The sequence below is a fragment of the Streptomyces sp. NPDC091281 genome, from assembly GCF_044757425.1.
Classification (GTDB): Bacteria; Actinomycetota; Actinomycetes; order Streptomycetales; family Streptomycetaceae; genus Streptomyces.
Map to the genome: position 1 here is coordinate 350,692 of NZ_JBIVUY010000009.1, position 12,996 is coordinate 363,687.

At 74.9% G+C, this 12,996-nt stretch carries 8 protein-coding genes; 6 read left to right on the forward strand and 2 right to left on the reverse strand.

The window, feature by feature from the left end; translation table 11 throughout:
* Positions 1–30: 30 nt before the first annotated feature.
* The 5 genes from ACIQPQ_RS24375 to ACIQPQ_RS24395 are packed head-to-tail and all read left to right on the forward strand — an operon-like array spanning position 31 to position 10,141.
* Entirely contained in the window at positions 31–6,633 is a 6,603-nt protein-coding gene (locus tag ACIQPQ_RS24375; RefSeq protein ID WP_401307183.1) for a type I polyketide synthase, read from the forward strand.
* Positions 6,630–7,526 (forward strand): 3-hydroxyacyl-CoA dehydrogenase family protein, encoded by an 897-nt coding sequence (locus ACIQPQ_RS24380; protein WP_401307074.1) that lies wholly within the window; start codon positions 6,630–6,632, stop codon positions 7,524–7,526. Before ACIQPQ_RS24375 ends, ACIQPQ_RS24380 begins: the two co-directional genes overlap by 4 nt.
* Positions 7,523–7,795, forward strand: coding sequence for an acyl carrier protein (locus ACIQPQ_RS24385; RefSeq protein ID WP_383777410.1), 273 nt, complete (start codon positions 7,523–7,525; stop codon positions 7,793–7,795). The genes ACIQPQ_RS24380 and ACIQPQ_RS24385 overlap by 4 nt, the downstream gene beginning before the upstream one ends.
* On the forward strand, positions 7,788–9,053 hold the full coding sequence (locus ACIQPQ_RS24390; RefSeq protein WP_401307076.1) for an acyl-CoA dehydrogenase family protein: 1,266 nt from the start codon (positions 7,788–7,790) through the stop codon (positions 9,051–9,053). Before ACIQPQ_RS24385 ends, ACIQPQ_RS24390 begins: the two co-directional genes overlap by 8 nt.
* 11 nt (positions 9,054–9,064) lie before the next feature.
* On the forward strand, positions 9,065–10,141 hold the full coding sequence (locus ACIQPQ_RS24395; protein ID WP_401307078.1) for an HAD-IIIC family phosphatase: 1,077 nt from the start codon (positions 9,065–9,067) through the stop codon (positions 10,139–10,141).
* A gap of 62 nt (positions 10,142–10,203) precedes the next feature.
* Here the strand turns inward: ACIQPQ_RS24395 and ACIQPQ_RS24400 are convergent, their stop codons facing one another.
* Positions 10,204–10,866 carry an O-methyltransferase gene (locus ACIQPQ_RS24400; RefSeq protein ID WP_401307081.1) on the reverse strand — a complete coding sequence of 221 codons (663 nt, stop codon included), beginning with the start codon at positions 10,864–10,866 and terminating at the stop codon, positions 10,204–10,206.
* Between the two features lie 243 nt (positions 10,867–11,109).
* Here ACIQPQ_RS24400 and ACIQPQ_RS24405 point away from each other — a divergent pair, with 243 nt between their 5' ends.
* A complete protein-coding gene (locus ACIQPQ_RS24405; protein WP_401307083.1) occupies positions 11,110–11,874 on the forward strand; it encodes a thioesterase II family protein in 765 nt (254 codons plus the stop codon).
* A gap of 290 nt (positions 11,875–12,164) precedes the next feature.
* Here ACIQPQ_RS24405 and ACIQPQ_RS24410 read toward each other — a convergent pair whose 3' ends face one another.
* Positions 12,165–12,665, reverse strand: coding sequence for a GNAT family N-acetyltransferase (locus ACIQPQ_RS24410; protein WP_401307085.1), 501 nt, complete (start codon positions 12,663–12,665; stop codon positions 12,165–12,167).
* Positions 12,666–12,996 lie beyond the last annotated feature (331 nt).

The window sequence follows — 12,996 nt, forward strand, 5'->3', positions numbered from 1 at the left end:
GACGAAGGGAACAGCATGTCCACGGACCGAGTGGTCGAGGCGCTGAGGGCGTCTCTCATCGACAACCGGCGGCTGCGCGAGGAGAACTCCAGGCTGGCCACCGCCGCCGACGGCCTGCGTGAACCCGTCGCCGTGGTGGCGATGAGCTGCCGCTTCCCCGGCGGCGTCGACACGCCCGAGGACCTGTGGGAACTCCTCGTCAAGGAACGGGACGCCGTCACCGGTTTCCCCACCGACCGGGGCTGGGACCTCGACGCCCTCCACGACGACGACCCGGACACCCCGGGAACCTCCTACACCCGCGCGGGCGGGTTCCTCCACGACGCGTGCGCCTTCGACCCCGGCTTCTTCGGGATCTCCCCCCGCGAGGCCCTCGCCATGGACCCCCAGCAGCGCCTCCTCCTGGAGGTCTCCTGGGAGGCCGTCGAACGCGCGGGCATCGACCCCCTCACCCTCAGGGGCAGCCGCACCGGCGTCTACGCGGGCGTCATCTACAGCGAGTACGGCTCCCGCCTCGCCCGCGTCCCCGACCACCTGGAGGGCTTCCTCGGCACCGGCTCCATCGCCAGCGTCGCCTCCGGCCGGGTCGCCTACACCCTCGGCCTGGAGGGGCCCGCGGTCACCCTGGACACCGCCTGCTCCTCGTCGCTCGTCGCCCTGCACCTGGCCTGCCAGGCGCTCCGCGCGGGCGACGCCGACCTGGCCCTCGCGGGCGGGGTGACCGTCATGGCGACCCCCGGCCTCTACGCCGGGTTCAGCAGGCAGCGCGGCCTCGCCCCGGACGGCCGCTGCAAGTCGTTCTCCGCCGCCGCCGACGGCGCGGGATTCGGCGAGGGCGCGGGCATGCTCCTGCTGGAGCGCCTCTCCGACGCCCGCCGCAACGGCCACCCGGTGCTCGCCGTCGTCCGCGGCTCCGCCGTCAACTCCGACGGCGCCAGCAACGGCCTCACCGCGCCCAACGGCCCCGCCCAGGAACGCGTCGTCCGCCACGCGCTGGACAGCGCCGGACTCGCCCCGGACGAGGTCGACGCCGTCGAGGCGCACGGCACCGGCACCGTGCTCGGCGACCCCATCGAGGCGCAGGCGCTGCTCGCCACCTACGGGCAGGGCCGACCCGCCGAACGGCCGCTCTGGGTGGGCTCCCTGAAGTCCAACCTCACCCACACCCAGGCGGCCGCGGGCGTCGGCGGTGTCATCAAGTCGGTCCTCGCGCTGCGCCACGGCCTGCTGCCGCGCACCCTGCACGTCGACCGGCCGACCCCGCAGGTCGACTGGACGCAGGGCGCGGTCCGCCTGCTCACCGCCGCGACCCCCTGGCCCGCCACGGGCCGCCCGCGCCGCGTCGGCGTCTCCTCCTTCGGCGCCAGCGGCACCAACGCCCACGTCGTACTGGAACAGGCCTCCGAGGACCCGGCCGCCGAGGAACTGACTCCCGAGGACCCGGCTCCCGAGGCACAGGCCTCCGAGGACCCGGCCGCCGGACCCGGATCGCCCGACGGCGCCGACCCGCGCGACGCGCCCCACGACCGGGCGGCCCACGACCGGGTGCCCCACGACCGGGCGGCCCCCGCGGCCCCCGCGGCAGAACGGGGGAGCCAGGCGCACCAAGAGCACCGGCGGCACGACAGCCCCGTCGCCTGGCCGCTCTCCGCCAGGAGCCCGGCGGCGCTGCGCGGCCAGGCCGCCGCCCTGCACGCGCACGTCCTGGCCCGCCCCGCGCTGCGCCTCGCCGACATCGGTCTCTCGCTGGCCACCGGCCGCTCCCGGTTCACCGACCGCGCCGTCGTCGTGGGCTCCGGCCGCGCCGGACTCCTCGACGGCCTCGGCGCCCTGGCGCGCGGCGAGTTCCCCGCCGACGGCGTCACCGGCACCGCCCCGCGCGGCGGACGCAAGGCGGTGTTCGTCTTCCCCGGACTCGGCGCGCAGTGGCCCGGCATGGCCGCCGGACTCCTCGACACGTCACCGGTGTTCGCCGCCCGCCTCGCCGACTGCGAACGCGCCCTCGCCCCCCACCTCGACTGGTCGCCCCGCGCCGTGCTGCGCGGCGAGCCGGGCGCGCCCGCGCTGGACCGGGTCGACGTCGTCCAGCCCGTGCTGTTCGCCGTGATGGTGTCCCTCGCGGCCGTGTGGCGCGCCCACGGCGTCGAGCCCGCGGCCGTCGTGGGCCACAGCCAGGGCGAGGTCGCCGCCGCGTGCGTCGCCGGAGCCCTCAGCCTGGAGGACGCCGCCCGGGTCTCGGCCCGGCGCAGCCGCGCCCTGGCCGGGATCACCGGCGGCGGCATGGCCACCGTGATGATGTCCGGCGATGAGGCCGAACGCCTCCTGGCCGAACGCGGCTCGGACGTGTCGGTCGCGGCGGTCAACGGCCCCCGCGTCACGGTCCTCGCGGGCCCCTCCGACGCCGTCGGCGACCTCGTCGCGGACCTGTCGGCGCAGGGCGTCATGGCCTGGACGATCCCCGTCGACCACGCCTCGCACTCCGGCGCCGTCGACGCCGTACGCGACGAACTGCGCACCGCCCTCGCCGGTCTGCGCCCCCGCCCGCCCGAGGTGCCGCTGCTGTCGGCCGTGGACACCGAGTGGCTGACCGGCGACGGGCTCACCGCCGACCACTGGTACCGCAACCTCCGCGAACCCGTCCGCTTCCACGCCGCCGTGCGACGGCTCCTCGACGCGGGCCACCGCACCTTCGTGGAGGTCAGCCCGCACCCCACGCTCACCTGGGGCATCGCCGACACGGCGGCCGACGCGGGCCTGGACGACGTCGAGGTGATCGGCACGCTCCGCCAGGACGAGGGCGGACAGCGGCGGCTCCTGCTCGCCCTCGGCGAGGCGTACGTGGCGGGCCTCCCCGTCGACTGGCGGCCCGCGTACGAGGCGGCCGGGGCCCGACGCACCGACCTGCCCACCTACGCCTTCCAGCGGCGGCGCTTCTGGCTCGACGCGTCCCCGCCCGGCGGCGGTCAGGCCCCGGCGGGCCAGCGCGACCCCGCTCACCCCCTGCTCGGCGCGGTGGCCGACCTGCCCGGCGGCGGCGCCCTGTTCACCGGGCGGCTGTCGACGGCGACCACGCCGTGGCTGGCCGACCACGCCGTCCACGGCACGGTCCTGCTGCCCGGCGCGGCCCTCCTGGAGGCGGCGGCCCACGCCGGGCGCCTGCTCGGCGCCCCGCACGTCGCGGAACTGACGCTCGCCGCACCCCTGACCCTGCCCGCCGGGACCGCGGACACGGGCGTCCACCTGCGGCTCACCGTGGACCCCGCGGACGAGGACGGACGGCGCGCGCTCGCCGTCCACTCCCGGCCCGAGGACGCGCCGGACGACCCGTGGACGCGGCACGCGAGCGGCCTGCTCGAACCCGGCCCGGCCGCGCTCCCGCAACCCGCGGCGCCCGCCCCCTGGCCGCCCGAGGACGCCCGCCCCCTCGACATCGACGACCTCTACGACGTCATGGCGTCCCAGGGCGTGGAGTACGGCCCCGCCTTCCAGGGGCTGCGTGCCGCGTGGGTTCGCGGCGACGACCTGTTCGCCGAGGCGACGCTCCCCGACACGGTGACGGACGCCTTCACCGTGCACCCCGCGCTGCTCGACGCCGCGCTCCAGACGACCGGCCTGCGGCCCGCGGCCCCGCGCGGGGACGGCGTGCCGCTCCCGTTCGCCTGGAGCCGGGTCACGCTCGGCCCCGGCACGGGCCGCACCGTACGCGTGCGGCTGCGCCCCGACGGCCCCGACGCGGTGAGCGTGCGCGTCACCGACGAGGACGGCCGCACGGTCGCGGACATCGGCTCCCTGACCCTCCGCGCCGCCTCCTACGACGGCCCGGCCGCCCTCGCCCGCTCGCTGTACCGCCTGGACTGGGTCCGCGCCGAGCAGGCCCCCGCGCCGCCCGCCCACGGCGACTGGGCCGTGCTCGGCGAGCCCGACGCCCGGCTGCTGCCCGCCGACTTCGGCACCCCCGGCCCCCTGACCGAGGGCACCCCGGCCGCCGTCCTGCTCTGCCCGCCGCCCGCGCCGCCGTCCGCCGGACGCCCGGCTCCGGGCACGCCCGACGCGGTGCACGCCGTCACCGCGACCGTCCTGGAACGGCTGCAAGCCTGGCTCGCGGACCCCGAGTCCGCCGCCGTACCGCTCGTCGTCCTCACCCGCGGCGCGACCGGACCCGACCCGCGGACCACGCCCCGCCCCGGCCGACGGACCGGGACCTGCGCCGACCCCGCCACCGACCCCGCCCCCGATTCGTCCACCGGTCCCGGACCGCACGCCGTGGACGTCGCGTCCGCCGCCGTCTGGGGTCTGCTGCGCTCGGCGCAGCTCGAACACCCCGGCAGGTTCGTCCTGCTGGACACCGACGACCCCGCCGCGACGGCCGCCGCCCTGCCCGCCGCGCTCGCCGCCGGGGAACCCCAGCTCGCCCTGCGGGACGGCACCCTCTACGCGCCCCGCCTCGTGCGTTCCGCGCCGCCCGTCGCCGACGCCCCGGACGCCGGAGGCACCCTCGACCCGGACGGCACCGTCCTGCTCACCGGCGGCGGAGGCGTCCTGGCGGGCGTCCTCGCCCGCCACCTCGTCACCCGGCACGGCGTACGGAGTCTGCTGCTCCTCGGCCGCGGCGGCGCCGAGGCCCGCATGGCCGAACTGGCCCGGGAACTGGGGGAGTCGGGCGCCGACGTGACCGTGTCCGCCGGTGACGTCACCGACCACGCGGCCGTCGCCCGCGCCCTCGCCGCGATACCGGCCGGGCACCCGCTGCGCGCCGTCGTCCACACCGCGGGCGTCCTCGACGACGGCCTGCTCCAGGCCCAGACCCCCGAGCGGCTGGGCGCCGTCCTGCGGCCCAAGGTGGACGGCGCCCACCATCTGCACACCCTCACCCGTGACGCGGACCTGACGGCGTTCGTCGTGTACTCGTCGGCGGCCGGAGTCCTCGGCAGCCCCGGCCAGTCCACGTACGCGGCCGCCAACGCCGCCCTCGACGCCCTGATGACCGAACGGCACCGCCTCGGCCTGCCCGCCACCTCCCTGGCCTGGGGCCTGTGGGAGCGGCGCAGCGGACTGACCGCCGGCCTCTCCGACACCGACCTGCGCCGCATGTCCCGCAGCGGTGTCCGCGGCCTGTCGGCGGCCGAGGGCACGGCGCTGTTCGACACCGCGCTCGCCCGGTCCGCGTCCGACGGGCCCGTGTTCGTCCCCGTCCACCTCGACCTCGCCGCCCACCGCGGCCGGGAGGTGCCGCCGCTGCTGCGCTCCCTCGTCACGGCACCGGCCCCCGCCCGGACCGGGACCGACGGCACGGCGCTGCGACGGCGCCTCGCCGCCGCGGGCACGGACCAGCGCCCGCGCCTCCTCCTCGACCTCGTCCTGGGCGAGGCCGCCGCGGTGCTCGGACACACCGCGGCCGAGTCCCTGGGCGCCGAGGACGCGTTCCTCTCCGTCGGCTTCGACTCGCTGACCGCGGTCGAGCTGCGCAACCGGCTCGCCGCCCGCACCGGCCTGCGCCTGCGCCCCACCACCGTCCTCGACAGCGGCACCCCGGCCCGCCTCGCCGACGTGCTCCACGCCGCCCTGGACACCGCCGCCCCGGACCCCGGACCGGACGCCGGTCACGGGCAGGGCCCCGGTCGCGGGCTGGTCCCCGGTCAGGGGGAGGGCGCCGGTCAGGGGGAGGGCGGCGATCTGGGTGCGGGCGGCGGTCACGGTCCGGGCGGCGGTCGCCTCCCCGCCACCGGCGACCTCCCGGCTCCGGGCCCGGTCGGCACCCTGTTCCGGCAGGCGTGCGAGACCGGCCGCCTCGACGACGGCATCGCCCTGCTGAAACACGCCGCCGCCCTGCGCGCCGACCGCGGCACCGGGGCCGAACTCCTCGCCGCCGAGGCCAGGCCACGGCTGCTGCGTCTGCGCGACCAGGCCGACGCCCCCCACCTCGTCTGCTTCGGCTCCGTCGTCGCGCTGGGCGGCGCCCACCAGTACGCGCGTTTCGCGGCGCGGTTCCGCGACCGGTACGGCGTCAGCGCCCTCGCCGCTCCCGGCTTCCTGCCGGACGAACCGCTCCCGGCCTCGATGTCCGCGCTCCTCGACTTCCAGGCGAGGACCCTGCGCGCGGAACTCGGCGGGCGGCCCCTCGTCCTGCTGGGCTCCTCCTCCGGCGGCACCCTCGCCCACGGCGTCGCCGCCCGCCTGGAGGAGGAGGGGTGCGGGCCCGCCGCCGTGGTCCTGCTCGACACGTACCTCTCGGACAACGCGGGCATGACCCAGTTCAACGACGTCCTCGTCGGCGGGATGTTCGCCCGTGAGGAGCGGGCCGCCCCCATGGACGACACCCGGCTCACCGCCATGGGCCGCTACTTCCGCCTCCTCGACACCTGGACCCCGCCGACGGTACGGGCCCCCACCCTCCTCGTCCGCGCCGGCGAACCCCTCGGCACGCCGGACCCCGGCGCGGGCGACTGGCGCGCCACCTGGCCGACCGCCCGGAGCGTCGTCGACGTGCCCGGCGACCACTTCTCCCTCATGGAGGAGCACGTCGCCACGACCGCACAGGCCGTCACCGACTGGCTCGGCACCGTCCTGACCCCCTCCGGAACCACCGCACCCGTCCACCCCGATGCCCGCCCGCAGCCCAGGAGAGGCGCATGACACCGACGCGGCACACCGCCCCCGATCCGCACGCCGTCCCCGATCCGCACCGGATCGCCGTCCTCGGCGCGGGGGTCATGGGCGTGGGCATCACGGCCCTCGCCCTCGGCCACGGCATACCGGTCCTCCTCGTCGACACCGACGCGGAACGGCTCGACCGGGCGCGCGGCGCCGTCGACCGCGAACTGCGCACGGCGCAGCTCCTCGGCCGCCTCCCGGCCACGGCCGTCACCGCGGCCCTGGAGGCGGCCACCACCACCGACGGCGTCGGCGACGTCACCGCCGTCGTCGAGGCCGTCACCGAGATCGCCGAGATCAAGGCCAAGGCACTCGCCGACGTGTCGGCCCGGGTACGCCCCGGCACCCCGCTGATCTCCAACACCTCGTCCATCCCCGTCGACGAACTCGCCGACTGGGCGGCGCGCGCCGAGGACGTCGTCGGCACGCACTTCATGAACCCGCCCTACCTGATCCCGACCGTCGAGGTGATCCGGGGGGCCCGGACCGGCGACGCGACCATGGCCGCGGTCGGCGCCCTGCTCACCGCGCTGGCCCGCGAGCAGATCGTCGTCCGGGACGCCCCGGGCTTCGTCACCAGCCGCGTCCTGCACCCGATGATCAACGACGCGGCGCGGGTCGTCCAGGAGGGCACCGCGACGCCCGAGGCCGTCGACGCCCTCATGGAGGGCTGCCTCGGCCACCCCACCGGCCCGCTGCGCACCGCCGACCTGATCGGCATCGACAACCTGGTGGACTCGCTGCGCGTGCTGCACCGGCGCACCGGAGACGAGGGCTGCCGCCCCTGCGACCTGCTGCTCGACAAGGTCAGGCAGGGCGAACTCGGCCGCAAGACCGGCCGCGGATTCTACGTGTACGAGGAGGAGAACCGATGAGCGACTTCGACACCGGGACCACCGAGAAGGAGATCCTGCGCTTCCTGGAGACCCGCACCAGGCGGACCTGGGAAACCGACGCCGACCTCTTCGCCTCCGGCGGACTCTCCTCCCTGTTCGCCATGGAACTCGTCGTCCACCTGGAGAAGTCCTTCGGCGTCTCCGTCCGGGGCGCCGATCTGCGACTGGACAACTTCCGTACGGTCGCCTCCATGACGGCGCTCGTGACACGGCTGCGGACGGCGGGCGCGGGAGGAACCGGTGCCTGACCGGTCACCGGCCCCCACACCCGCCCCGGCCCACGCACCCGACCCGGCCGCGGCCCACGCACCCGACCCAGCGGCAGCTCACGCCCCCGACCCGTGGGACACCGCCGTCCCGCGGGACGTACCGGCCGGGGAGGAGGCGGCCGCCGCCGTCACCGCGCTGGTGGCCGACGGGGCCGACGGCTGGGACCGCGCGGGTCTGCTTCCCGTCGGCCTGCTGCGCCACCTGGGCACCGCGGGCTGGCTGTGCGCGCAGGTGCCGTCCGCGTACGGCGGCCGGGGCCTGAACAGCGCCGACAACGGCGCGTTCACCGCGCACGTGGGCAGCCTGTGCAGTTCGGTGCGGTCCGTGATGACCTCGCAGGGCATGGCCGCCTGGACCGTCGAGCGCCTGGGCACCGCCGGGCAGCGCGCCGCGTTCCTGCCCCGGCTCACCGGCGGCGCCCTCGCGGCGGCCGGGTTCAGCGAACGCGCCGCCGGGAGCGACCTCTCCGCCATGACGACCCGCGTCCGCCGCGACGGCGACACCGTCGTCCTCGACGGACACAAGGTGTGGGTGACCGCCGCGCACTACGCCGACCTCCTCGTCCTGTTCGGCAGGTACGAGGACGCCGACCCCGGCGCGGCGGCGGGCGGCGGGGACGACGCGGTGGCCGTCGTCGTCCCCGCCGACACCCCGGGCGTCCGCGTCACCCGCGTCGCCGACCCGCTGGGCTGCCGAGCGGCCGGGCACGCCGACATCGCCCTCGACGCGGTACGCGTCCCGGCGGACCATGTGCTCGGCGGCTCGCCGCTGCCGCTGCCGCTGCTGGTCACCACCGCCCTGGCGTACGGCCGCATGTCCGTGGCCTGGGGATGCGTGGGCATCCTGCGCGGCTGCCTGACGGCCGCCGCCCGGCACGCCGCCACGCGCGAGCAGTTCGGCGCCCCGCTCGGGGACCACCAGCTCGTCGCCCGCCACCTCGCGGAGCTGTTCGCCGCCGAGCAGACCGCCACCCGCGTGTGCGAACACGCCTCCCGCTGCTGGGACGAGGGCTCGCCCGAGCAGGTCGTGGCCACGGTCCTGGCCAAGCACGTCAGCGCGCGGAACGCGGCGCGGGGCGCCGCCACCGCCGTCCAGGTCCTGGCCTCCGCCGGGGCGCAGGACGGGCATCCGGTGGCCCGCGCCCACCGCGACGCCAAGCTGATGGAACTGATCGAGGGCAGCAACGAGATGTGTCAGTTGATGCTGGCCCGGCACGTCCTCGGGAGCAGCGCGTGAAGGGAACCGGAATGACGAACACCGCCCCCTTGGTGAAGTGCCTCGTCTGGGACCTCGACAACACCCTGTGGCGGGGGACCCTCCTGGAGGACGGCGAGGTGACGCTGCCGGACGCCGTCCGCGAGGCGGTCGTCGCACTCGACTCCCGCGGCATCCTCCAGTCCGTGGCCAGCAAGAACGACCACGAGACGGCGTGGGCCCGGCTGGAGAAGCTCGGCGTCGCCGAGTACTTCGTCCTGCCGGAGATCGGCTGGGGGCCCAAGTCGGCGGCGGTGCGCCGGATCGCGGACACCCTCGGCTTCGCCCTCACCACGATCGCCTTCGTCGACGACCAGCCCGCCGAACGCGCCGAGGTCGCCTTCCACCTGCCGGAGGTCCGCTGCTACGAGGCCGAGGCCGCCGTGACCCTCCCCGCGCGCCCGGAGTTCACCCCGCCCGTGCGGACGGTCGACTCCGGGCGGCGGCGCCAGATGTACCAGGCGGGCTTCCGGCGCGACGCCGCCCGCGCCGAGGCGAGCGGACCGGACGAGGACTTCCTGCGCTCCCTCCGCCTGGACATGCGGATCGGGCACGCCACCGAGGAGGACCTGTCACGGGTGGAGGAACTCACCCTGCGCACCAGCCAGATGAACGCCACGGGGGTGCACTACTCCGACGCCGACCTGCGCGGGCTGCTCACCGATCCCGGTCACGCCGTCCTCGTGGTCACCCTCACCGACCGCTTCGGCCCGCACGGCGCGGTCGGCGTCCTGCTCCTGGAGCGCCGCCCGGACGTCTGGCACCTCAAGCTCCTGGCCACGTCGTGCCGCGTGGTGTCGTTCGGGGCGGGGGCGACGATCCTCAACTGGCTCATCGACGAGGCCGCTCGCGCCGGCACCCACCTGATGGCCGACTTCCGGCCCACCGAGCGCAACCGCATGATGGAGATCGCCTACCGTTTCGCCGGGTTCGAGGACGACGCCCCGTGCCCGTCCTGCGCCGCCGCCCTCCCGCGGGCTGCCTCCGGTGATCCGCACCGCCTGCACCTGCGGCCCGAGCCGCGCCCCGCGTCGACGACGATCGAGGTGAACGCCGTCGCACTGACCTGACCGACGGGGCCGCTCCCGGTGCGTGGTGCGCGCGCACCGGCGCGCCCCCGCCGGGGTGCCGTTCAGCGTTTGCGGGCCAGGGTGATGCCGTCGGCCATCGGCAGCAGGGCGAGGTCCACCCGCTCGTCGGAGGCGAGCGCCGTATTCAGCTCGCGAATGGCCACCGTGTCGGCGTCGACGCATTCCGGGTCGGTGACCCGGCCGAAGAAAAGGGTGTTGTCGATGACGACGAGACCGCCCTTCCGGGTCAGTTCGATCGACTTCTCGTAATAGGTGCGGTACCGGGTTTTGTCGGCGTCGATGAATACCAGGTCGAACGCTCCGGTACCCCGCTCGGCGAGTAATCCGTCCAGGACGTCCGTCGCGTCTCCGACGCGTTGCTCGATCCGGTCGTCGACACCGGCCCGTTTCCAGAACGCGGCGCCGATCTCGGGCCACCGGTCGGTGATGTCGCAGGTGACGAGAGTGCCTTCGGCGGGCAGTGCGCGGGCCATGCACAGCGTGCTGTATCCGGTGAAGGTGCCGATCTCCAGCACCGAACGGGCCCCGGTGAGACCGACGAGGAGCGCCAGCAACTGGCCTTCCTCCGCCATGACCTGCAAGGCTGTGCCACCGGGCAGTTGGGCCGTCTGCTCCCGCAGCCCCCTCAGGATCTCGTCGTCACGCAGGGACACGTCTCTCACGTAGTCGAGGAGGACGTCGGTGGAACCGATCTGACGGGCCATGGAGAAACCCCCTTCTCCCGGAGGTGCGCGGATCATCTCCGAGGTGCGCGGAAACGGAAAACGCTCCACGACATTAACAGCGCGTACCGCGCGTGAAATCGAAACAGGCCTTGATTGGCCGGAAATGTGCAGCCCGTTGCCGATTCCGTGAGAAACATGGCAGGCTGACGGAACGAACGACCGGTATCGAACAGTCCGGCACCCGTGTGCCGGACGCGATGGTGAAGGGTGCAGCCGGGCGACATGGTTCTCTTTCCCGTGGACAGTGATCTCTGGTGCCGTCGATTTCATCCCTCCCCGGACGCGGTGGAACGCCTCGTCTGCTTTCCGCACGCCGGAGGATCGGCGAGCTTCTACTTCCCCGTCTCCGCCGCACTCGCGGGCCGGGTGGACGTGGTCGCGCTCCAGTACCCCGGACGGCAGGACCGCAGGGCCGAGCCGTGCGTCGAGGACCTGGGCGTGCTGGCCGACGCCGTCCTCGACGCGCTCCGGGGCCAGGACGATCTGCCGCTGACGTTCTTCGGCCACAGCATGGGCGCACTCCTCGCCTTCGAGGTGGCCCGCCGCCTGGAGCGCGAGGGCCGCACGCTCGAACGTCTCTTCGCCTCCGGGCGGGTCGCCCCCTCGGTGCCCCGGCGCGAGAGCCTGCACCTCCTTCCCGACGACGACCTCGTGGCCGCGGTCACCGAGATGAGCGGCACCGACGCACTCGTCCTGGCGGACGAGGAGATCCGCCGCATGGCGCTGCCCGCCCTGCGCGCCGACCTCCACGCGGTGGAGACCTACCGCTGCGCCCCCGGCGCGCCCCTGGAGTGCCCGGTCACCGTCCTGATCGGAGACACCGACCCCCGCACCCCGCCCGACGACGCACGAGCCTGGCAGTCCCACACCACGGCCTCCTGCGACCTGGAGACCTTCCCCGGCGGCCACTTCTTCCTCAGCGACCACCCGAAGCCCGTACTCACCCTCCTCCACACCCACTTCGCGACGACCCGACGCCCGGCCTGACCCCTGGCCCCCGGCGCCCCCCGCGTCCGTCTTCACACGCCCCGTCCCGGCCACGAACACACCGGGGCGCCGTCCGGACACTTCAGGCAATTCACTCTCAATCTCAGCGCATGGTCGGGGGCCACCGACGTAGCTCCGCACCGCTGACGAGGCGAACAGGTCAATGAACGCCGACCGGTCCCGGCTCGACTCTCGCAGCACGAGCCGCTCGGTCCGCAGCGGTCGATACACACCGATGACCAGCGATGGCCGCAGCCCACCCGCACCCGGTCCACCCACAAGATCACGATCTACGGCTCGTGCACCAGATCGCGCTGATACCAGGTGCCTGGTTCACCGCCGACGTCGGCCGGGTCTGCCGGGCCGACCGGGACGAACCCGGCCTTGGCCAGCACCTTCTGGGACGCGGCATTGGCATGGGCGGTGGCTGCCCGAAGTGTGCGCAGCCCGTGCCGTGCCGAGGCCAGTCGGCACAGCTTCCGGACCGTCGCGGTCGCTACGCCGCGGCCGGCGACGTGCTGCGCGACCCGGTAACCGAGGTCGGCAGTGCCGTTCTCGAAGTCGTACAGGTTGAACCGACCCAGCACCGAGCCGTCCTCGGCGACCAGCACGTAGAAGACGCAGATGCCGGCCGCTTGCTCAGCCAGCAAGGCGCTGTGCCGGTCGGAGAACTGATCGAAGAACTCGTCACCCCGGTCGGAGACCGAGGCAGCGAAGTAGGCACGGTTCGCCAGCTCGAAGGCCAGCACCGCCGGGGCATGGCAAGCATCCAACTGCTGCAGCTCGGGCACCGCCCGACTCTACCCGGTTGGCACGTTGAGGCCACCTGAGTTTCCGCCAGCGGCAGACACCCCCAAGAGCAGACAGCCCCCCAAGACCAGGGCTCATAACGATCTACGGTTGGAGTACGGGCCGGTCGGATCGCACGCCAACGCAATTCCTTTAAGACAGGCCGGTCATGGGCGAGCGGTTTCGACAGCGGGATGGCGACATGACCCCACCGCCGAGGTCGATCGCCACCAGCGAACGCCCCAGCGAGGAAACGCACATGTGCGATCGAGCTGTTCCCCGAGCCGCCCTCGTTCCGGTCAGCTGAGCCACAGCGTCGGCTGCCCCGACCCG